This window comes from Sphingomonas silueang, from assembly GCF_040049155.1.
Classification (GTDB): domain Bacteria; phylum Pseudomonadota; class Alphaproteobacteria; order Sphingomonadales; family Sphingomonadaceae; genus Sphingomonas; species Sphingomonas silueang.
Genome location: NZ_JBDZDK010000002.1, coordinates 183,918 through 205,259, shown reverse-complemented (window position 1 = coordinate 205,259; position 21,342 = coordinate 183,918). Strand labels below are relative to the sequence as shown.

Annotated in this window: 14 protein-coding genes; 6 read left to right on the top strand and 8 right to left on the bottom strand. The window is 67.5% G+C overall.

Annotated elements, in window-relative coordinates; translation table 11 throughout:
* Positions 1–20: 20 nt before the first annotated feature.
* Positions 21–845, top strand: coding sequence for a 2-keto-4-pentenoate hydratase (locus tag ABLE43_RS02970; protein ID WP_348976989.1), 825 nt, complete (start codon positions 21–23; stop codon positions 843–845).
* Positions 826–2,112: an MFS transporter gene (locus tag ABLE43_RS02965; RefSeq protein ID WP_348976988.1), complete on the top strand. Its 1,287-nt coding sequence runs from the start codon at positions 826–828 to the stop codon at positions 2,110–2,112. Before ABLE43_RS02970 ends, ABLE43_RS02965 begins: the two co-directional genes overlap by 20 nt.
* 154 nt (positions 2,113–2,266) lie before the next feature.
* Here the strand turns inward: ABLE43_RS02965 and ABLE43_RS02960 are convergent, their stop codons facing one another.
* On the bottom strand, positions 2,267–2,665 hold the full coding sequence (locus ABLE43_RS02960) for an EVE domain-containing protein (RefSeq protein WP_348976987.1): 399 nt from the start codon (positions 2,663–2,665) through the stop codon (positions 2,267–2,269).
* Positions 2,666–2,827: 162 nt separating this feature from the next.
* Between ABLE43_RS02960 and ABLE43_RS02955 the strand changes: the two genes are divergently transcribed.
* Positions 2,828–3,211: a hypothetical protein gene (locus ABLE43_RS02955; RefSeq protein WP_348976986.1), complete on the top strand. Its 384-nt coding sequence runs from the start codon at positions 2,828–2,830 to the stop codon at positions 3,209–3,211.
* Between the two features lie 77 nt (positions 3,212–3,288).
* A complete protein-coding gene (locus ABLE43_RS02950) occupies positions 3,289–3,576 on the top strand; it encodes a DUF3297 family protein (protein ID WP_348976985.1) in 288 nt (95 codons plus the stop codon).
* Between the two features lie 156 nt (positions 3,577–3,732).
* Here the strand turns inward: ABLE43_RS02950 and trhO are convergent, their stop codons facing one another.
* From trhO to ABLE43_RS02920, 6 genes are all read right to left on the bottom strand, one after another.
* Entirely contained in the window at positions 3,733–4,665 is a 933-nt protein-coding gene (trhO, locus tag ABLE43_RS02945; protein ID WP_348976984.1) for an oxygen-dependent tRNA uridine(34) hydroxylase TrhO, read from the bottom strand.
* Positions 4,665–5,471 (bottom strand): LytR/AlgR family response regulator transcription factor, encoded by an 807-nt coding sequence (locus tag ABLE43_RS02940; RefSeq protein ID WP_348976983.1) that lies wholly within the window; start codon positions 5,469–5,471, stop codon positions 4,665–4,667. Before ABLE43_RS02940 ends, trhO begins: the two co-directional genes overlap by 1 nt.
* Positions 5,468–6,568 carry a sensor histidine kinase gene (locus ABLE43_RS02935; RefSeq protein WP_348976982.1) on the bottom strand — a complete coding sequence of 367 codons (1,101 nt, stop codon included), beginning with the start codon at positions 6,566–6,568 and terminating at the stop codon, positions 5,468–5,470. Before ABLE43_RS02935 ends, ABLE43_RS02940 begins: the two co-directional genes overlap by 4 nt.
* 146 nt (positions 6,569–6,714) lie before the next feature.
* Positions 6,715–9,276, bottom strand: a complete 2,562-nt coding sequence (locus ABLE43_RS02930; protein WP_348976981.1) for a TonB-dependent receptor — start codon at positions 9,274–9,276, stop codon at positions 6,715–6,717.
* A 152-nt stretch (positions 9,277–9,428) separates the two neighbouring features.
* Positions 9,429–11,558 carry an NAD-dependent DNA ligase LigA gene (gene ligA, locus ABLE43_RS02925; protein ID WP_348976980.1) on the bottom strand — a complete coding sequence of 710 codons (2,130 nt, stop codon included), beginning with the start codon at positions 11,556–11,558 and terminating at the stop codon, positions 9,429–9,431.
* A 33-nt stretch (positions 11,559–11,591) separates the two neighbouring features.
* Positions 11,592–13,643 (bottom strand): EAL domain-containing protein, encoded by a 2,052-nt coding sequence (locus tag ABLE43_RS02920; RefSeq protein WP_348976979.1) that lies wholly within the window; start codon positions 13,641–13,643, stop codon positions 11,592–11,594.
* A gap of 125 nt (positions 13,644–13,768) precedes the next feature.
* Between ABLE43_RS02920 and ABLE43_RS02915 the strand changes: the two genes are divergently transcribed.
* Positions 13,769–15,292 carry a fumarate hydratase gene (locus ABLE43_RS02915; RefSeq protein ID WP_348976978.1) on the top strand — a complete coding sequence of 508 codons (1,524 nt, stop codon included), beginning with the start codon at positions 13,769–13,771 and terminating at the stop codon, positions 15,290–15,292.
* A 168-nt stretch (positions 15,293–15,460) separates the two neighbouring features.
* Complete coding sequence (clpB, locus tag ABLE43_RS02910; RefSeq protein WP_348976977.1) at positions 15,461–18,037, top strand: ATP-dependent chaperone ClpB; 2,577 nt, start codon at positions 15,461–15,463, stop codon at positions 18,035–18,037.
* Between the two features lie 57 nt (positions 18,038–18,094).
* On the opposite strand, the gene ABLE43_RS02905 is transcribed toward clpB, so the two are convergent.
* Complete coding sequence (locus ABLE43_RS02905) at positions 18,095–21,046, bottom strand: TonB-dependent receptor domain-containing protein (protein WP_348976976.1); 2,952 nt, start codon at positions 21,044–21,046, stop codon at positions 18,095–18,097.
* Between the last annotated feature and the right edge of the window lie 296 nt (positions 21,047–21,342).

Below are 21,342 nucleotides of genomic sequence, written 5' to 3'. Positions count from 1 at the left end.
GGAGAAGGAGAGGGCGGGGCATGGACAATCGCGATCGGATCGCACGCGCATTCGTGGACGCGCGGCGGCAGGCACGCGGTCTCTCCGCCTATCCCGGGGTGCGTCCGACGACCCTGGCCGAAGCCTATGCGATCCAGGACCATGCGATCGCGCTCGACGGGCGGGCAGTCGCGGGGTGGAAGGTCGGCAGGATCAACGCACCGCTCGACGCCGCACTGGGATCGAACCGGCTGGCCGGGCCGATCTTCGCCGACCAGGTCCATCTCCCCGCTGCCGGGCGGATGCCGGTGATCGCCGACGGGTTCGCGGCGGCGGAGGCCGAATATTGCGTCCGGATCGCGCGCGCGCCCGCGGCGGGCCGCACCGGCCTGTCGATCGAAGCGACGATGGAGCTGATCGATACGATCCATGTCGGGATCGAGATCGCCAGCTCGCCGCACCGGGGGATCAACGCCGACGGACCGCTGGTCACGATCAGCGATTACGGCAACAACTACGGCCTCTCGATCGGGCAGGAGCTGACCGGCTGGCGCGACCTGGCGTTCATGGACTGGCCGGTCGAATCGCGGATCGACGGGCAGGTCGTCGGTCGCGCCACCGCGCGGCAGATGCTCGACGGGCCGATCGGGGCGGTATCGTTCCTGATCGACTGTCTGGCGGCGCGCGGGCGCACGCTGGCACCGGGACAATGGGTTTCGTCGGGCGCGGTCACGGGGGTCCACCCGGTCGCGCCGGGACAAGCGTTCGACGCCGATTTCGGCGAGTTGCGGGTGAGCTGCACGATCGATGCGGCCACCGGCGTGGGTGTGCAAGGAGAGGCGTTGCATGGAAGCGGGGCAGAATGACGGCATCGACCGCGCGGTAGCGCGCGCGGGCCGCTATCGCTGGGGGATCGTCGGCCTGTTGTTCATGGCCACGGTCATCAATTACGTCGACCGGCAGATGATCGGCGTGCTGAAGCCCACGCTGTCGGCGGATCTCGGCTGGACCGAGACCGATTTCGCCAACGTCATCTTCTTTTTCCAGCTCGCCTATGCGATCGGCTATATCGGTTTCGGGCGGATCGTCGACGTGGTCGGCGCGCGCATGGGCTATGCCGTCGCCTTCGTCATCTGGCAGGTCGCGCATATCGCGCACGGCGGGGCGTACAGCGTCACCCAGTTCGCCATGGCACGCTTCGGCCTCGGCATCGGCGAGGCGGGCAATTTCCCCGCAGGCATCAAGGCCGTGACCGAATGGTTCCCGGCCAAGGAACGCGCCTTCGCGATCGGCGTATTCAACGCCGGGGCCAATGTCGGCGCGATCATCACCCCGCTGGCGGTGCCGGTGCTGACCGTCACCTATGGCTGGCGCATGGCGTTCGTCGTCACCGGCGTGGTCAGCCTCGTCTGGCTGGCGGCATGGCTGATCTTCTACCGCTCGCCCCGCGATCACCGGAAGCTGTCGGGCGGCGAGCTGGCGTGGATCGAGCAGGACCCGGCCGATCCGGTACAGCCGATCGCGTGGAAGCGGCTGATCGCCAGGCGCGAGACCTGGGCCTATGCGCTGGGCAAGTTCTGCATCGACCCGATCTGGTGGTTCTTCCTGTTCTGGCTGCCGGGCTATCTGGGCGATCGCTATGATCTCGACCTGCTCAGCTTCGGGCCGCCGCTGGTCGCCATCTATCTGCTGTCCGACCTCGGCAGCGTCGCGGGCGGCTGGCTGTCGTCGCGGCTGATCGCCAGCGGGCGCAGCGTCAATTTCGCGCGCAAGGTGACGATGCTGGTCTGCGCCTTTGCGGTGCTGCCGGTGCTGTTCGCCCAGTCGATCGACAATCTGTGGGTCGCGGTGCTCGTCATCGGCATCGCCACGGCGGCGCATCAGGCGTTCTCGGCCAATCTCTACACGCTCCCCTCCGACCTGTTTCCGCGCGCGGCGGTGGGATCGGTGGTCGGCATCGGCGGCACCGTCGGCGCGGTCGGCGGGATGCTGATGGCGAAATATGCGGGCTATGTGCTCGACAGCATCGGCAGCTATGCGCCGTTGTTCGTCGTGGCGGGTTCGGCGTATTTCGTGGCGTTGCTGGCGGTGCACCTGCTGTCGCCCCGGCTGGCGCGGGTGGACGGGGCGTAAGGGTCTTTCCCCGACCCCCCGTTCGGTTCGAGCAGCTTCGAGCGCAGTCGAGAAGCGTCCGTCGAGAACGCAGCGTTCGTGGCAATCCGTTCTCGATACGCGCTCTCGACTGTGCTCGATCGCTACTCGAACCGAACGGGGTGTAGGGGGGAAGCTACTCCCCCGCCAGCGCGAGGATCGCCGCCCACTCCGTGTCCGTCACCGGCGATACCGACAGCCGCGACTGGCGCAGCATCGCCATGTCCGCCAGCGCCGCCGCCCCCTTCATCGCCGACAGCGGTACCGGGCGGGGCAGGGGCGCATCCGCTGCGACCTGTACTGATACCCAGCCCTCGTCGCCGTCCGGCCGGGCAGTCCGCGCGATCCGGCAGAGACCGACCGCCGCCTTGTCCTTACCCGAATGATAGAAGAGCGCGCCGTCGCCGACCGCCATCGCGCGCAGATGCTTCGCGGCGGTGTGGTTGCGCACCCCGTCCCATTCGGTCGCGCCGTCGCGCACCAGATCGTCCCAGCCATAGCTGTCGGGTTCGGACTTCAGCAGCCAATATGCCATCGCGCGTCCCTTGCCTGTATCCCCATAATAAACGGCCCGTGAATGCCCGGTTCCGCGTCCGTTCAGTCGGGTCGTGGCACAGCATCCATCATCGGCGCGATGGCGTCGACCCGGTCGTGCGGCGAGGTAGCCGACGCCGGGCAGGTTTGAGGAGACACAGGCATGAAGACCTTGCTGACCAAGGCCGGCCTCGGGGTGACCCTGGCCGCGACCGCGCTGACCGCCGCCGCCCCTGCCGACGCCCAGTGGCGCCGCGGCTATTACCGCGACCGTGGCAACGCCGCCGGTGCGGCCGTCGTGGCGGGCATCGCGGGCCTCGCGATCGGTGCGGCGCTCACCGCCCCGCGCGATCGCTTCTATCGCGACCGTTACTATCGCGACCGCGGCTTCGCCTACGACTATGACGACCGCTTCTACCGCCAGCGGGGCTTCTATCCCAACGACGGCTATTACGCCTATCGCTACCAGAATTATAACCGGTGCTGGGTCGAGCGGCGCTACGATCCCTATTACGACCGGACGGTGCGCGTGCGCGTCTGCAACTGACCGGGCGGGGGCGGGGGAGCATCTCCTCCGCCCTTTGCACTTGGCGGGGCGGGCGTTTTGCGGCATGGGCCGCGCCCATGACTGATACGCCCCCCGATCGCCTCTCGATCAATCCGCGCAGCCCGTTCTTCGACCAGCCGGTGCTGGAGCGCGGCATCGGCATCCGCTTCAAGGGAGCGGAGCGCAACGATGTCGAGGAATATTCGATGTCCGAAGGCTGGATCCGCGTCGCGCTCGGCAAGAAGGTCGACCGCAAGGGCCAGCCGCTGACGATCAAGCTGTCCGGCCCGGTCGAAGCCTATTTCCAGACGCCTGCCGAGGATGCCGAGCCGGAAGCCGACGTCGAGGGCGACGAGGCGGAGTAATTCTCTGTCCGCCATCCCGGCGCTGGCCGGGAGCGCGGGTCATGCGGTAGGCCTATCCGCACCACCCCCCGTTCGTGTCGAGCGTAGTCGAGACACCGTGCGTCGCGCTCGCGACACGTCCCTCGACTTCGCTCGGGGCGAACGGGAACGGCGGTGCTACTCCTCCGCCGCCATCCGGGCGCCGACATGCGCCTCGCCGCGCGCCGCCGCGAGCGTGACCTGCCGGTGCCGTTCCGCCTTGCCCGCCAGCGTCGCTGCATCGCGGGTGCCCGCGCAGGCCGGGCACTGCACCCCCTCGACATACTCCGGTGACGCGCGGTCGGCGTCGTTCACCGGCATCCGGCACCCCCGGCACAGGGCGTGGGTGCCCGGCACCAGTCCGTGGCCCACCGCGACGCGCTCGTCGAACACGAAGCATTCGCCCTGCCACGCGCTCGCTTCGGCGGGCACGTCCTCCAGATACTTCAGGATACCGCCGTCGAGGTGATAGACCTGCTCCACCCCTTCGCCCTTCAGGAAGGCGGTCGATTTCTCGCAGCGGATGCCGCCGGTGCAGAACATCGCGACCCTGGTCTTGCCCGCCAGCAACGCCTCGCGGTTGGTGCGGAACCAGTCGGGAAAGTCGCGGAAGCTGTCGGTGCCGGGATCGACCGCCCCGGCGAAGGTGCCGACCTTGACCTCATAGGCGTTGCGGGTGTCGATCACGACCGTTTCCGGATCGGCGATCAGCGCGTTCCAGTCGGCGGGCGCGACATAGGTGCCGACGATGCGCGTCGGATCGGTGCCCGGCACGCCCATCGTCACGATCTCGCGTTTCACCCGTACCTTCAGCCGGTGGAACGGCATCACCGCCGCCGTGCTGAACTTCGGGGCAAGGTCGGCGCAACCGGGCAGGGCACGGATCGCCGCCAGCGCGGCATCGATCCCCGCCGCCGATCCGGCGATGGTGCCGTTCACCCCTTCGGACGCGATCAGCAGCGTGCCGCGCACGCTCTGCGCAGCGAGCACCGGTTCCAGCGCATCGCGCACGGCTTGCGGATCGGCGACGGCAACGAAGCGGTACAGCGCCGCAACGACGAACCCGGTCATCAGTGGACGAAGCGCGCCACCACGTCGCGGTACGAGCGGCTGACCTTCACCTGCGCCCCCGATTCGAGGATCAGGAAACATTCGCCGTTGGTGTGCGGCTTCACCTGCTTGACGAGGTCGAGGTTGACGATGGTGGAGCGGTGCACCCGCTGGAACCGGCGCGGGTCGAGCCGCTTTTCCAGATCCTTCATCGTCTCGCGCAGCACCAGTGAATTGTCGCCGGTGTTGATGACCATGTAATCGCCCGCCGCCTCGATCATCTCGATCGTGTCGACGTCGACGCGGAAGATCTGCCCGCGATCCTTGATGTTGATGAGCTTCTCGAACCGGTTGGCGCCCAGCGCGTCGCCGCTCTCGTCCGCCTCCATCTCGGCCGCCGTGTCGGGCGCGACCTCGGCCAGCACTTCCTTCAGCTTCTCGACCTCGGCCTGGCCACGTTTTTCCGACAGGCGCTGGCGCACCCGGTCGAGCGTGTCGGCGAGCCGCGATTCCTCGACCGGCTTCATCAGATAATCGACCGCCTGCGCCTCGAACGCGCGGATCGCATGGTCGCTATAGGCGGTGACGAACACGACCAGCGGCGGCTCGACCTCCATCAGCCCCTGCACCACCGAGAAACCGTCGAACCCCGGCATCTGGATGTCGAGGAACACGAGGTCGGGCTTGTGGGTCTTGATCGACCGGATCGCCTCGCGCCCGTTCATGCAGCGGTCGATGATCTCGACATCCTCATGCGCCTGCAACCGCAGTTCGAGGCCCTGGATCGCCAGCGATTCATCGTCGACTAGGATGGTACGGATGGTCATGCGGCCTCTTTGATGACTTCTTGCGTCTGGAACGGCAGTTCGATCTCGACCACGAATCCGCCGCCCGCGCCGGAGCGGGTCTCGAACCGGTGATCGGGGCCATATGCCTGTGCCAGCCGGTCCCGGATGTTCTGCAACCCGACACCGGTGGACAGCGTCGGCCGCTTCGGCCCCTCGATCAAGCCGGGGCCGGTGTCCGATACGGCAATCTGCACCCGGTTGCCGACGAGCCGCGCGGTGAGCGCGATGTCGGCCCCCTCGATGCGCGGGGTGACGGCATATTTGATCGCATTCTCGACCAGCGGTTGCAGCAGCAGCGAGGGCAGCCGGGCGTGGGCGACGCGGCTGTCGATATCGAAACTGGGGCGCAGACGATCCTCGAACCGCATCTTTTCGATATCGAGATACAGCTTGAGGGTTTCAACCTCCTGCTCCAGCGTGACGTGCGCGGTCGGTTCGTTCGCCAGCGTGTAGCGCAGGAACGACGACAGGCGGCTGAGCATCACGTTCGCCTTCTCGGTCTGTTTCAACAGGACCAGCGTCGAGATCGAATTGAGCGTGTTGAACAGGAAATGCGGGTTCAGCTGATAGCGCAGCATCGCCAGCTGCGCCGAGGATGCCTGCATCTCCAGCATCTGCATCTCGTCCACCTGCTGTTCGACCACCAGGTAGAAGTTGATCCCAAAATACAGCGCCGACCAGCCCGCCAGCACGGTGAAGTTCAGGAACAGCGTGCCCAGCACCAGCGAGAAGCTGACGTCGGGCGACACGTTGCGGATGAAGGTGAAGACGAAGGCGTCGATCAGCGAATAGGCGAAGGTCGCGGCCGACAGCGTACACAGCGTCAGGAAGATCGCGGGCACGCGCGGCAGCGAGCGGTAATAGCCGTAGAGCACGCTCATCAGCAGCGTCAGGCAATAGCCGACGATCACCTCGACGATATTGCCGAGCACGCTCTTCAGCGACGCGACGCTGGCCACGGTCGATACCGAGCGCAGGATCAGATAGCCGGACCAGCCCGCCGCCTGCAGCAGCCAGAAGGCGCGATTCTTCTGCTCGAAGAAGGGGCGCGAGAAAATGGCGGGCTTCGGCGTCATGCGCTCCGTCACGTGTCTGGCCCCCGGCTGACCTCTTACTATGCCGGGGGCGGGTTGGGAACCGGGTGTCTAGCGGACCCCCGCCCAAACGGAAACCGCCGCCCCGTTGCCGGGACGGCGGTTCCGATAGCGGGACTGACCGTTGGTTAGAACGAGAAGACCAGCGAGCCGCTGACGGTGCGCGGAACACCGATCTGGACGAACGGCACCGAGGTGTCGTTGGTCTGTCCGCTGACGTACCCGATGTAGAAGCTGTTCAGGATGTTGGTGACGTTGAGCTGGAAGAAGGTCTTCTCGAGGCCGAACGACGCCATCGAGAAGCGGGCATCGGCATCGAGGATGTCGAACGCGGGGGTCTTCGCCGGGTAGAGTTCGGTCGTCGTCACCACGCCCGCGGTCGATACCGAGCGCGTCACCAGCGGCAGGTTGCTGTCGTTGATGTAGCGCGGGCCGGTGCGCTTGTACTGCACGCCTGCTTCGACGGGGCCGAGGTTCGCCTGGAGCCGGCCGCCGAACATATATTCGGACACGCCCGATTCCTGCTTGCCGCCGGTCGGGAAGAAATACTGCTGCGTGGTCGCGGTGCAGCCATAGGCACGCTGCGAGACCAGCGTGGCCGAGCAGTTGCCGCCGAGCAGATCGTCCTTGATCTCCGAGTTCAGGTACGAACCGTAGATATAGGCGGTGATCTCGCGGATCGGGCTGTACGAGATGCTGCCGTCGACGCCCCAGCGGGTCACTTCGCCGATGTTGCGAGACACGCTTTCGCCGAGGTCGGCGTCGAACGCGGTGGCGATGCGATTCTCGAAGGTGGTGTAGAACGCACCCACCTGTGCCTGCACCTGCGACGAGCGATAGCGCAGGCCCGCATCGAAGCTGTCGGTGCGCTCCGGCTGCGGCTCGGCGCCCGGACGGCCCGGCGCATAGAAGAAGGCGTTGTACAGCACGTCGGTGCCGGGGACCGACAGGCCCTTGGCATAGCTGGCGAAGACGCTCGCCTGCGGCGTGAAGTTGTAGGTGAAGCCGACATTCGGCAGCACCGCGCTATAGTTGTACTCGCGCTGCTGCGGGCGGGCGAAGGTCGGGTTCTGCGCCGCATAGTCCGCCTGGCGGAGGTAGGGGATGCAGTCGACGAAACCGCCCGCCGAGGTGGTGAAGCAGTTCTGGTCCAGCTCGCGCTTGAAGAAGGGCGCACGCACGCCGAGGTCGAGCACCAGCGTCTTGTCGAAGAACGAACCGCGATACTGGCCCGACACCTGGTTCAGCTGCGCGAACGACTTACGGTCGCGCTTCTGGATCACGTTGCCGTTCAGGTCGGTGATCGGGTTGTTGACCGGGAAGACGTCGAACGGCTCGCCGTTGGAATACACGCCGCCGACTTCGCCGGTCTGGCGATGCCGACCGCGATCGAAGGTATAGGCGAGGCGCAGTGTCTGGTTCTCGGTCGGGTTGTAGACCAGGTTCGAGATCAGGATGTAGCGGCGGGTCTGCGTCTGGCTCGGCGAGAGCAGCGTGACCTGGTCGAGCGTGTCGCCGTCACCGTTCAGGTCGGTGCCGAAGTAATAGGCGTTGCCCGAGAAGCCGGTGTAGTTCTGGCCGCTGATCGTGCGCTGCTGTTCGCGGCCGGTGATCGTGCCGCCGCCGTTCGCCTTGACGTACTGGAAGCTCGGATCGATCGTCAGGACGAGGCCGTCGGCGAGCGTGAAGCGCGAATTGCCGCGGATGTTGCCGGTGTTCGACGGGTTGTAGCGCCGGTCGAACTCGGTGCCGCAGCTCGCCGCCGACTGTGCGGTGCCGCGCACCGGGGTGACGACCGACGTGCCGGTGCAGGGATAGTTGATGTTGTAGGTCGCTTCCTCGATCGTGCGCGGGAAGCGGTTGCCCGAGCCGGTGCCCGGCGCGCGGTTGGCATCGTCGCGCAGCGGGGCCGAGCCGAAGAAGTTGTTGCGGTTCTCGTTATAGTTGCCCGCGATCGACACGAAGTCGCCGTCCGACCCGATTTCCTGGTACAGGCGGGCGTTGAACTGCTGCTTGCGGATCTTGCCGTAGTTGTTGAACGGGTTGCGATAGGTCGTCCACGACCCCGACACGAACGCCTTCGTGCCCATGCCGGTGATGTCGCCGGTGTCGATCATGCCGAACGCGCGATTGTAGTCGAAGTCGCCGTACGACGCCGAGGCGAGCGCGCCGAGCTTGTCGCCCGGAATGCGGGTACGGATGTTGACGGTGCCGCCGACGGCCGATGCGGTCGGACTGTCGACGTCGGTCGCGCCGAGGTTGACCGTCACCGATTCCAGCGTTTCCGAATCCTGCTGCTGGTTGGTGTAGATGGCATAGTTGCCGGTGTCGTTCAGCGGGATGCCGTCCTGCGTCTGCGAGATGCGCGACGAATCGAACCCGCGGATACGGAAGCCGCCGCCGCCCGAGCCATAGGGATCGTTCGACAGGTTGCTGACGCCGGGGACGAGATTGATGATCTCGTTCACGGTCTGGCCGGGGCGCTGGCGCTGGATGATCTCGGAATCGAGCGTCACCTTCGCCTTGGGCTGGTTGGGAACCTCCACGCCGCCGACGTCGCGCCGGACCGTGCCGGTCACCACGATGGTATCGGCATCGTCGATCTCGGTCGACGCGGTCGACTGTGCGAAGGCCGAGGCGGGCAGGAGGAGCGCGGCAAAGGCCACGCCGGCGTACAGCTTGGTGTTCATAAGTCCCCTTTGAATCGCAGTTTTCCGGCGCGACTCGCAACTTGGTCGGGCGGTGTGATTCACCGTCCCCGCGCCCATGAACCCGGCATATTTCTATTTTGCGACAACCGGAAGTGGGGCCGCCAAGTCTCTTTTGGTGCGTTGCAAAAACATCACGTTGCGCCCGAAACGATCGCGTTCCAGCCCGCTTCGTCGATCACCCGTATGCCCAGTTCCTCGGCCTTGGCGCGTTTCGATCCGGCGTCGGCACCGACGACCACCAGATCGGTCTTCTTCGACACCGATCCGGCGACCCGCGCGCCCAGCGCGTCGGCCTGGGCCTTGGCCTCGTCGCGGCTGAGCGTCTCCAGCCTGCCGGTGAACACCACCGTCTTGCCGGTCAGTTCGGACGCGATCGTCCGGTGCTTCACGTCCAGGGGACGGACCTGTCGCAGCAGGTCTTTCACGACATCGCGATTGTGATGCTCGGCGAAGAACGCGAGCAACGAGTCGGCCACTTCCGGGCCAATGCCCGGCGTATCGATCGCGGCAACCAGCGCCCGTCCCCGGCGCAGCACGAACTTGCGATCGGCCTCACCGATCTGCGGTACGGTCGTTGCCCGCACGGCAAGCCCGCGCACGATCATCCGGGCCAGGGCACGCGGCGTTTCGTAGCGGCGGGCGAGGTCACGTGCCGTCACCTCGCCGACATGCCGGATGCCCAGCGCGAACAGGAACCGATCGAGCGAGACGGTACGCCGCGCCTCGATCGCTTCGATCAGATTGTTCGCCCAAACCCGTCCGTCCTTCTTACGCGCCGCCAGCTGTTCGACGTCGAGACGGAAGATGTCGGCAGGCGAGGCGATCAGGCCGTCGGCGAAGAAGGCTTCGATGAGCGTCTGCCCCAGCCCGGCGATGTCGAACGCATGGCGCGAGACGAAATGGATCAGCCGCTCCACCCGCTGCGCCGGGCAGATCAGGCCGCCGGTGCAGCGCACCACCACCTCGCCCTCGCCGCGTTCGGCGAGCGAGCCGCACACCGGGCATTCGGTCGGGAACACGAACGGCTCGCGCGCGGTATCGGCGGTCAGATTCTCGACCACCTGCGGGATCACGTCGCCCGCGCGCTGCACGACCACCCGGTCGCCGACGCGCACGCCCAGCCGCTCGATCTCGTCGGCATTGTGCAGCGTGGCGTTGGTGACGACGACCCCGCCGACCGTCACCGGCTCCAGCCGCGCGACCGGGGTCAGCGCGCCGGTGCGCCCGACCTGGATGTCGATCGCCCGGAGCGTCGTCTGCGCGCGTTCGGCGGGAAACTTGTGCGCGATCGCCCAGCGCGGCGCGCGCCCGACGAAGCCCAGCCGCTCCTGCCAGTCGAGCCGGTCGAGCTTGTAGACCACCCCGTCGATATCGAACGGCAGGTCGGCGCGCGCCTCCTCGATCGCGCGATACACGGCGAGCGCCGCGTCGACCCCTTCGCATCGCTGGAATGCATCGGCAATCGGAAAGCCCCAGTCGCGCAAGGCAGCGACCACCCCGGCCTGGGTATCGGCGGGCAGGGCGGTCGCCTCGCCCCAGCCGTGGGCGAGGAACCTGAGCGGGCGGCTGGCGGTGACGGCGGCGTCCTTCTGCCGGAGCGATCCGGCGGCGGCGTTGCGCGGGTTGGCGAACTGGCGTGCCCTGGCCGGGTCGACCGCCTCCGCCAGCAGGCGCGCGTTCAGCTCGGCGAAATCGGCCTTGGCCATGTACACCTCGCCGCGCACCTCGAACACGTCGGGGGCTTGCGGCGGCAGCGACTGCGGAATGTCGGCGATGGTGGCCACGTTGGCGGTCACGTCCTCGCCCACCGCGCCGTCGCCGCGGGTCAGCGCGCGGACCAGTTTGCGATCCTCGTAGCGCAGCGAGCAGGACAGGCCGTCGATCTTCGGCTCGGCGGTCAGCGCCACGGCCTCGTCGGACGACAGGCGCAGGAAGCGGCGGACGCTCGCGACGAACTCGGCGACGTCCGCGTCGGCGAAGGCGTTGTTGAGGCTCAGCATCGGCCGGGCGTGCGCGACCTTGGCCAGATGCCCCGACGGCGCGCTGCCGACCCGCTGCGACGGGGAATCGGCGCGGACCAGCGCGGGGAACGCCGCCTCGATCGCGCGGTTGCGGCGGACCAGCGCGTCATATTCGGCGTCGCTCAGTTCGGGCGCGTCCTCGCCGTGGTACAGCGCATCGGCCCGCGCGATCGCGGCGGCCAGTTCGGCGAGTTCGGCGGCGGCCTGGGCCTCGGTTTCGGGAAGCGGGGGCGTGGTCATGCCCCGGTCGCTAACCCCATGGGCGCGAAGGGGTCAACCGCCGCTGCCGCGCCTGCGCCGCATGACGCGGCGATCGACCACGATCGGCTGGTCGAACTGCAATCCGGCGCGCCCGTCGCTCGCCCATTGCAACCGGGCGGGCGCCCATTCGCCCTCCGCGATCTCGATGCGCAGCGGCTGGCCGAGCGGCTGCTGCGTCAGGTCGATCGAGTCGATCAGCACGCCGGTGGAAGACAGGTCGCGGATGCGCGCGCCGACCGGGCGCCCCGCCACCTCGACGGTCGCCGATCGCAGCATGCGGGTGCGTGGCGCGCGACTGGCCCTGGGGCCGGCGACGGTCGCCGCGCGCCCGCCATGCGCCAGCCGCGCGCGTGCCGTGTCCGCATCGCACGGTTCGTCATAGACGAAGCCCTGAATCGCGGTGCAGCCGAGCGCCTGCACCGACGCGATCTCGTCGTGATAGGCGACGCCCTTGGCGGTCGTCTCGATCCCCAGCGCATCGGCCAGCGTCACCACCGCGCGCACCACCGCGGCATTGCGCCCGCTTGCGTCGCCGACCCCTTCGATGAAGGCGCGGTCGATCTTGATCCGGTCGAACGGCAGCGCGCGCAGGCAGGCGAGCGACGCCGGACCCGCGCCGAAATCGTTGAGCGCCAGCCGCACCCCGATCGCCTTCAGCGCGGCGAGGCGGCGGGCGGCGGCGGGCAGGTCGTGCAGCACGCTCGCCTCGGCGATGTCGAGTTCGAGCAGGTCGCCCGGCAGGCCCGATCGCGCCAGCGCATTGGCGACGAGGCCGGGCAGTGCCGGATTGCGCAGCTGCGCATCGGCGAGGTTGACCGACAGGCGGATATCCCCGCCCCAGCGCACCGCTTCGGCGCAGGCGGTGCGCAACACCCATTCGCCGATCGGCTCGATCAGCGCGCAATCGGCGGCGATCGGCAGGAAGTCGGCGGGCATCAGCCGCCCGCGCGCCGGATGGTCCCAGCGCAGCAGTGCCTCATAACCGTGGATCGCCCCGTCGGCGGTATGGACGACCGGCTGGTAGACGAGGCGCAGTTCGTCGCGGCCCAGCGCCTGCGCCAGATCGGCCTCGAGCTGCTTGCGCGCCCGCGCCCCGTCGAGCAGCGCGTCGTGGAAGAAGCGGTGGACCCCGCGCCCGGCGTGCTTGGCGGCGTAGAGCGCGAGGTCGGCGTGCTCGACCAGCGCATCGGGCGTCGCGCCGTGATCGGGCGACAGCGCGATGCCGACCGACGCGCCGATCGAGACGGTCGCGGCATCGATGAAGAACGGCTGCGACAGCGCGGCGATGATGCTCTGCGCCAGTGCCGAGAGGCCGATGCGGTCGCCGGTGCGCGGCAGCACGACCTGGAACTCGTCGCCGCCCAGCCGCCCGACGAGTCCCGCCTCGCCCACGCACGCGGTCAGCCGCGCCGCGACCTGCTTCAGCAACGCATCGCCGACCGGATGGCCGAGCGTGTCGTTGACCGCCTTGAACCGGTCGAGGTCGAGCAGGAACAGCGCGGTCCCGTCATATCCGCCCTGCGCCAGCGCCTGTTCGAGCGCGAGCCGCATCCGCTGGCGGTTGGCAAGCCCGGTCAGGCTGTCGAACAGCGCGAGGCGGGTGATCGCCGCGTCGGACCGGCGGATCGCGCCGGTATCGCTGCCGGTGCCGACGAACCCCTCGAACCGGCCGAAGCGGTCGGCATAGGGGCTGCCCGAAAGCGTCCAGTGCACCGGTTCGCCGCTGCGCATCGCCGGGGTGACGGCATAGTCGGCAAAGGCGGTGCGGGCGTTCAGGTGATAGGCGATGGTGCGTTCGCTGCCGTCGCCGCCGTCGCCCGCGATCCGCACCAGATCGGTGAGCGCCATGCCCGGTGCATCGATGCCGTGCGCGGCGAAGGCGGCGGCGATCTTGTCGCTCAGATAAGTGACGCGGCCCGCGCGGTCGGTCTGCCAGAACCAGGTCGGGCCATGGTCCTCCGCCTCGCGGACCAGCCGCTGCGCGCGGTCGGCCAGTGCGGCGGGGCTGTCGTCCACGCCCTGCACCAGCGATCGCAGCGCCGCCCTCAGTCCGCCGTTCTGCAAAGCCCGCAACCCTTGTCCGTACGATATCCGTCCATGCTAGGCGGCAAGGAGTGAACGAAATCTTTGCAAGCGGTGTGCCGCTGGGGGTAGTGCAGGGCAAAGCAGTACGGAAATGGATCGAAGCGATGACGACCGTCACCATCACCGAAGCCGACCTGATCGACAGCGTGGCCGATGCGCTGCAATTCATCAGCTACTACCATCCGATGGATTACATCCGCGCGCTGGGCGAGGCCTATGCCGCCGAGACGTCGCCCGCCGCCAAGGACGCGATCGCGCAGATCCTGACCAACAGCCGGATGTGTGCCGAGGGGCATCGCCCGATCTGTCAGGACACCGGCATCGTGACCGTGTTCGTCAAATGGGGCCAGGACTGCCGCCTCGCCTCCGACCGCTCGCTGCAGGAAGTGGTCGATGAGGGCGTGCGCCGCGCGTACCTCCACCCGGAGAACAAGCTGCGCGCCTCGATCCTCGCCGACCCGGCGTTCACCCGCCGCAATACCAAGGACAACACGCCCTCGGTGCTGCATGTCGAGATGGTGCCGGGCAGCAAGGTTTCGGTCGATGTCGCGGCCAAGGGCGGCGGCAGCGAGAACAAGTCGAAGTTCAAGATGATGAACCCCAGCGATTCGATCGTCGACTGGGTGCTGGAGATGCTGCCGCAGATGGGCGCGGGCTGGTGCCCGCCCGGCATGATCGGCATCGGCATCGGCGGGACCGCCGAAAAGGCGATGCTGCTTGCCAAGGAATCGCTGATGGCCCCGATCGACATGGGCCAGCTGAAGGCGCGCGGGCCCTCGAACGACATCGAGGCGCTGCGCATCGAGCTGATGGACAAGGTGAATGCGCTGGGCATCGGCGCGCAGGGGCTGGGCGGGCTGTCGACCGTGCTCGACGTCAAGATCCTCGACTGGCCGACGCATGCCGCCTCCAAGCCGGTGGCGATGATCCCCAATTGCGCCGCCACCCGCCACGCGCACTTCACGCTGGACGGCAGCGGCCCGGCCTATCTGGAGACGCCCAAGCTCTCCGACTGGCCCGAGGTCCATTGGACGCCGGACAAGGCGGCGATCCGCGTCGACCTCGATACGCTGACGCCGGAAGTGGTCGCGACGTGGAAGCATGGCGACCGGCTGCTGCTCAGCGGCAAGATGCTGACAGGGCGCGACGCCGCGCACAAGCGCATCGCCGACATGCTGGCGAAGGGCGAGCCGCTGCCGGTCGATTTCCGGGGCCGCGTGATCTATTATGTCGGCCCGGTCGATCCGGTCGGTGAGGAAGTGGTCGGCCCCGCCGGTCCCACCACCGCGACCCGCATGGACAAGTTCACGGCCATGATGCTGGACCAAGGGCTGCTGGCGATGGTCGGCAAGGCGGAACGCGGGGCGGATGCGACCAAGGCGATCGCCGAGGCGAAGTCGGCCTATCTGATGGCGGTCGGCGGTGCGGCCTATCTGGTCGCCCGCGCGATCAAGGGGTCGAAGGTCGTCGGTTTCGCCGACCTCGGCATGGAAGCGATCTACGAGTTCGAGGTCGAGGATTTCCCGGTGACGGTCGCGGTCGACAGCGAGGGCCAGAACGTCCACCACCTCGCCCCGCTGGTATGGCGCGAGAAGATCGCGAAGGAACGGCTGCTCGAAGGGGCGTGATTTTCCGTACCCCCGCGCAGGCGGGGGGCCAGGGCCAAGCGGGGCGACGGTAGCGTCTCTGGCTCTGGACCCCCGCCTGCGCGGGGGGACGGCCCGTGGATCAAGCTGACTCCCCTTGTGTTGCCGATATGCCACACCATATCGCGGCCAACACCACAGGGGAGCATTATGAACCTCGAGAAATTCACCGACCGCGCCAAGGGCTTCCTGCAAGCCGCGCAGACCGTGGCGATCCGCAACAGTCATCAGCGCATCGCCCCCGAACATGTCCTCAAGGCGCTGCTCGACGACGAGCAGGGCATGGCATCGGGCCTGATCGCCGCCGCCGGGGGCGATGCGCGCCGCGCCAATGCCGATACCGACGCCGCGCTGGCAAAGATTCCGTCCGTGTCGGGATCGGGGGCGCAGAACACGCCGGGCCTCGACAACGACACCGTCCGCCTGCTCGACCAGGCCGAACAGATCGCGACCAAGGCAGGCGACAGCTATGTCACCGTCGAGCGGCTGCTGCTGGCGCTGACCCTGTCGCAGGGCGCGGCGGGCAAGGCGCTTGCCGCCGCCGGGGTCACGGCGCAGGGCCTCAACGCCGCGATCGACCGCCTGCGCGGTGGCCGCACCGCCGATACGGCGGGGGCGGAGGATCGCTATGACGCGCTCAAGAAATTCGCCCGCGACCTGACGGAAGCGGCGCGCGACGGCAAGCTCGATCCGGTCATCGGCCGCGACGAGGAAATCCGCCGCACGATCCAGATTCTCGCCCGTCGTACCAAGAACAATCCGGTGCTGATCGGCGAACCCGGCGTCGGCAAGACCGCGATCGCCGAGGGCCTCGCGCTGCGCATCGCCAACGGCGACGTGCCCGACGGGCTGAAGGACCGCACGCTCATGTCGCTCGACATGGGGTCGCTGATCGCGGGTGCCAAATATCGCGGCGAGTTCGAGGAGCGGCTCAAGGGCGTGCTCGACGAGGTAAAGGGCGCCGAGGGGCAGATCATCCTGTTCATCGACGAGATGCACACGCTGATCGGCGCAGGCAAATCCGAAGGCGCGATGGACGCGGGCAACCTGCTCAAGCCCGCCCTCGCGCGGGGCGAACTCCACTGCATCGGCGCGACCACACTCGACGAATATCGCAAGCATGTGGAAAAGGACCCCGCGCTCCAGCGGCGGTTCCAGCCGGTGTTCGTCGGCGAACCCACCGTCGAGGATACCATCTCGATCCTGCGCGGCCTGAAGGAGAAGTACGAACTCCACCACGGCGTGCGGATCACCGACGGCGCGCTGGTGTCGGCGGCGACGCTGTCGAACCGCTACATCACCGACCGTTTCCTGCCCGACAAGGCGATCGACCTGATGGACGAGGCCGCCAGCCGCATCCGCATGGAGGTGGAGAGCAAGCCCGAGGAGATCGAGACGCTCGACCGCCGCATCCTGCGCATGAAGATCGAGCGCGAGGCGTTGCGCCGCGAGAGCGACGCCGCCAGCCTCGACCGGCTCGATACGCTGGAGGAGGAACTCGCCAATGCCGAGCAGGCGCTGTCCGAACTGACCAGCCGCTGGCAGGCCGAGCGTGACAAGATCGCGTCGGAGGCGAAGCTGAAGGAACAGCTCGACGCCGCGCGCATGGCGCTGGAACAGGCGCAGCGTTCGGGCGACCTCGCGAAGATGTCGGAGCTGACCTACGGCACGATCCCCACGCTGGAGAAGCAGCTGGCCGAGGCGCAGGGTGCGTCGGCGGGCGCGATGCTGCGCGAGGAAGTGACCGCCGACGACATCGCCTCGGTCGTCAGCCGCTGGACCGGGGTGCCGGTCGACCGGATGCTGGAGGGCGAGCGCGAGAAGCTGCTGAACATGGAGGAAGCGCTCGGCAAGCGGGTGATCGGGCAGGCCGATGCCGTCCGCGCCGTCGCCACCGCCGTGCGTCGCAGTCGTGCGGGGCTGCAGGACCCGAACCGGCCGCTCGGCAGCTTCCTGTTCCTCGGGCCGACCGGCGTCGGCAAGACCGAGCTGACCAAGGCGCTGGCCGAGTTCCTGTTCGACGATCCGAACGCGATGGTCCGCATCGACATGAGCGAGTTCATGGAGAAGCACGCCGTCGCCCGGCTGATCGGCGCGCCTCCGGGCTATGTCGGTTACGAGGAAGGCGGCGTGCTGACCGAGGCGGTGCGCAGGCGGCCCTATCAGGTCGTGCTGTTCGACGAGGTGGAGAAGGCGCACGGCGACGTGTTCAACGTGCTGCTCCAGGTGCTCGACGACGGGCGTCTGACCGACGGGCAGGGGCGCACGGTCGATTTCTCGAACACGATCGTGATCCTGACCTCGAACCTCGGCAGCCAGTATCTCACCAACCTAGCCGATGGCGACGGTGTGGAAAGCGTCGAGCCGCAGGTGATGGAGGTGGTGCGCGCCCACTTCCGGCCCGAATTCCTGAACCGGCTGGACGAGATCATCCTGTTCCACCGGCTGGCGGCGGATCACATGGCGCCGATCGTCGATATCCAGGTCGGGCGGGTGCGTCGCCTGCTGGCGGATCGCAAGGTGAAGATCGAGCTGAGCGATGCGGCGCGGGCGTGGCTGGGGCGGGTCGGTTACGACCCGGTGTACGGCGCACGACCGCTCAAGCGCGCGGTACAGCGGTACTTGCAGGACCCGCTGGCCGACCTGATCCTGCGGGGGTCGGTGAAGGACGGGTCGACCGTGCAGGTGGACGAGGGCGACGGCGCGCTGACCCTCTCGGTCGCATAGGAAAAGGGCCGCTCTCCCGGTTGGGAGAGCGGCCCGATTTCCGTCAGGACGAAGCGACTAGAAGCCGAACTTCGCACCGGCGCGGAAGGCACGGCCGAAGATGCCGTTGCCGCCCTGCACCGCATTGTACAGGTGCGCGCCGTAGGTGACCGGATCGATCGGAGGCAGGCGATCGAACACGTTCAGTGCGTTGACGTAGAAGGTGAACTTGTCGTTGACGTTGAAGCTGACGTTCAGATCGGCCGTCAGATAGCTCTTCACGCGGCAGTCGACATAGCCCGGGTTGAGCGAGCAGTCGCCATAGTCCGAACCCTGGTCCTGCGCCGACAGGTCATAGCCCGAGACGTAGTTGACGGTACCGGTCACGTCCACCTTGTCGAACGAGAAGGTGTTCGCCCAGTTGCCGCGCCACCGGAAGGTGCCGTTGCCCGCCGTCAGGTTGAAGTTGCCGAGCGTGTCGACATAGGTCTCCTTGCTGCCGTCCGGGAAGGTCGTGCTCAGCTCGATCAGCCAGCTCGCGTTGGCGGCGGTGCGCCAGCGGAACGCACCGAAATCGACGCGACCGGTGATCCCGAAGTCGATGCCCTCGGAGAAGATCGTGTCCGAGTTGATCAGCTGCGATTCGACGAAGCCGATGCGCGGGCGACCGTTGGGCAGGTTGACGTCGGGCGCGTCGGGGATGACGTTGAACCCGGCCGGGATCGCCTGACCGGCGTAATAGGCCGCGATCGCCGGAGCGTTCGACGGCGAGGTGATCGCCCCGGTCTTCTTGATGTTGAAGTAATCGGCGGTGAAGGTGAAGTTCGGCACCGGCGAGAACTGCACGCCCGCGGTGAAGCTGCGCGACTTTTCCGGCTCCAGGTTCGGCGAGGCGAGCGTGGTCGACCCGATCGAATAGCTGGTGAGGTAGGTCGGGCAGGCGGTCGCCGCCGTCGCATTGTCGGCGCAGGCCGCGCCATACTGCGCACGGAAGCTGGAGGGCACGTTGGTGATCGACTGCGAGACGTAACCGGTCGTCGGCAGCGCATTGGCTTCGGCGAAGCTCGGGATGCGGAAGCCGCGCGACCAGGTGCCGCGGATGGTCAGCTGACGGAACGGGGTGAAGCGCGCGCCCGCCTTCGGCGAGAAGTTGCTCTGCCCGCTCGAATAGTGATCGTAGCGGCCCGACAGGTTGACGTCGAGCATGTCGAACACCGGCGCCTGGATTTCACCGAATGCCGAGCTGACGGTGCGGTTGCCCTCGGTACCGAACGCATTGATCGTGAAGTAGCGCTGCGCCGGGCCGTTGGTGTCGGGGTTGGCGCTGGGCGCGTTGACCGCTTCGTAGAACACCGATCCGCCGACGCCGACCTGCAGCGGGCCGCCGGGCAGCTCGAACAGCGACTTGGTGAACGTCACCTGCGCCTGGTACAGGTCCGACGATGCGTCGGTGATGTTCACCGGCGTCACGTAATCGCGCACCGCCTGCGAGTTCTGGCTGGGGTTGACGAAGTTGTAGCTGCCGTCGGCGATGACGTTCAGCAGGTTCTGGATATAGACATAGCCGTCCTGCTTGCGCTGCAGGTCGGTGTGCATCGCCGTCGCGTTGAAGTTGTAGTCCACGTCGTCGAAGATCGTGCCCGACAGGCCGAGGGCGGCACGATACACGCGGCTGCGCGTCTCGTTGAACACCCGCTCCTGGTTACGGCCGAGGATCTGCGCGGTCTGGCCGGCGGCGGCGAACGGGTTGTTCGGGTTCAGGCGGCCGTTGGTCGCGTTGCAGTTCACCCGCGCGGCGCAGACATAGACCGGCAGCGTCAGGATCCCCGAACCCGGCGCGAAGGTCGCCGCGCCCGACGAGGTCGAGAACTGCGGGAACAGGATGCCGGTCGGCGCATTGCCGCGGATCGTGCCGGTCGTGCCGTAGTAGCTCGAGGTCGTCTGCTGGAAGTTGACCGCGAAATAGGCTTCCGACGTGTCGCCGATCTTGGCGGTCACGCGGCCCGAACCGCCGAAGCGCTGGATGTCGGGCGTGACGTTGCCGTAGTTGTAGGTGAAGTCTTCCTGGCAGACGTTGCTGGTCGGCAGCGTCGCGCTGGCGGCGAGGCTGGCGGCGTTCGGCGTGATCGACGGACCGGCGAAGCAGCCGTTCGCCGGGTTCAGGATCTGGTAGCGACCCGAGGTGCCCGGACGGACATAGAAGGTGCTGCCGACCGAGAAGCCCGCAAGGTTGCCGTTCGCGTCGAGGCCGTTGAACACGCCGTTCGGGCCGCCGATGCTGCGCTGGTCGTCCGTCGCGAACACGCCCGGCAGGTCGCGGTTGGCGACGCCTTCGCTGCGGAAGAAGAAGCCGCTGATATAGGCGTTGTAGCCCTTCTCATCGAGGTCGCCGGTGCCCGCGGTCAGCGAGATGCGCTGGTTCGCCGCATCGCCACGCTCCGAGATGCCGTCGAACTTGCGCTTGGTGATGATGTTGACCACGCCCGCGATCGCGTCGGCGCCGTAGCTCGACGATGCGCCGTCGCGCAGCACTTCCACCCGGTCGACCACGTCGTCGGGGATGGTGTTCAGATCGACGAAGTTGCGCGAACCGTCATCGGCCAGCGGGTAATAGGCGGCACGCAGGCCGTCGAACAGCACCAGCGTCGAGCTGGTCGACAGGCCGCGCAGCGACACTGCCGACGCACCGCCCGCGAACGCGCCGTTGGCGGTGAAGGAGTTGGTCAGCGCCGGGCCGTTGTTCGACGACAGCAGCTGGATCGAATCCTGCACCGTGTTGATGCCGCGACGGTCCAGATCCTCGGTCGTCAGCGTGGTGACGGGCGAGATGCCGCTGTCCGGATTGCGGAAGATCGAGCCGGTGACGACGATCGTGTCCGGGTCGCTCGCTTCGCTCTGCGGCGGGGTGGGAACGGTCTGCGCGGCGGGCGCGACTTCCTGCGCGAAGGCAGGCGTGGCCAGGAGCCCGACGGCAACCGCGGAAGCGGCCGCACCATTGCGGAGTCCAAGGCGCATCAACGTGGAGATCATCGGTTGGGCAACCCCTTACTGGTCCCTGAAGGACATTATCGATGGCGGGTGGCCGTTATGGCTCACCCGTCGGAGCGTGAGTATCGGACCCGAATCTCGGCAGTGTAAATACGTATGGCGGTATTAAGCGGGTTGCCCGCCGCGTTTTGATATCGGGTGTAACTAAGTAGCAACACAAACCCGGCCGTCGGGCGGATCGAGGGCGCGCGTTTTCATGGGCGCGCGATGCTAGTCAGTGGCAGTGAAACGAAAAAAGCCGTCGCCGGTTCCCCGGCAACGGCGTTTCTCGAGAAATA

What these genes read in the sequence shown, in the direction of transcription:
- ABLE43_RS02970 (WP_348976989.1), top strand. Translation starts at nt 21, where the DNA reads ATGGACAATCGCGATCGGATCGCACGCGCATTCGTGGACGCGCGGCGG.
- clpB (WP_348976977.1), top strand. Translation starts at nt 15,461, where the DNA reads ATGAACCTCGAGAAATTCACCGACCGCGCCAAGGGCTTCCTGCAAGCC.
- ABLE43_RS02915 (WP_348976978.1), top strand. Translation starts at nt 13,769, where the DNA reads ATGACGACCGTCACCATCACCGAAGCCGACCTGATCGACAGCGTGGCC.
- ABLE43_RS02905 (WP_348976976.1), bottom strand. Translation starts at nt 21,046, where the DNA reads ATGATCTCCACGTTGATGCGCCTTGGACTCCGCAATGGTGCGGCCGCT.
- trhO (WP_348976984.1), bottom strand. Translation starts at nt 4,665, where the DNA reads ATGACCGGGTTCGTCGTTGCGGCGCTGTACCGCTTCGTTGCCGTCGCC.
- ABLE43_RS02940 (WP_348976983.1), bottom strand. Translation starts at nt 5,471, where the DNA reads ATGACCATCCGTACCATCCTAGTCGACGATGAATCGCTGGCGATCCAG.
- ABLE43_RS02950 (WP_348976985.1), top strand. Translation starts at nt 3,289, where the DNA reads ATGACTGATACGCCCCCCGATCGCCTCTCGATCAATCCGCGCAGCCCG.
- ABLE43_RS02960 (WP_348976987.1), bottom strand. Translation starts at nt 2,665, where the DNA reads ATGGCATATTGGCTGCTGAAGTCCGAACCCGACAGCTATGGCTGGGAC.
- ABLE43_RS02935 (WP_348976982.1), bottom strand. Translation starts at nt 6,568, where the DNA reads ATGACGCCGAAGCCCGCCATTTTCTCGCGCCCCTTCTTCGAGCAGAAG.
- ABLE43_RS02955 (WP_348976986.1), top strand. Translation starts at nt 2,828, where the DNA reads ATGAAGACCTTGCTGACCAAGGCCGGCCTCGGGGTGACCCTGGCCGCG.
- ABLE43_RS02930 (WP_348976981.1), bottom strand. Translation starts at nt 9,276, where the DNA reads ATGAACACCAAGCTGTACGCCGGCGTGGCCTTTGCCGCGCTCCTCCTG.
- ligA (WP_348976980.1), bottom strand. Translation starts at nt 11,558, where the DNA reads ATGACCACGCCCCCGCTTCCCGAAACCGAGGCCCAGGCCGCCGCCGAA.
- ABLE43_RS02965 (WP_348976988.1), top strand. Translation starts at nt 826, where the DNA reads ATGGAAGCGGGGCAGAATGACGGCATCGACCGCGCGGTAGCGCGCGCG.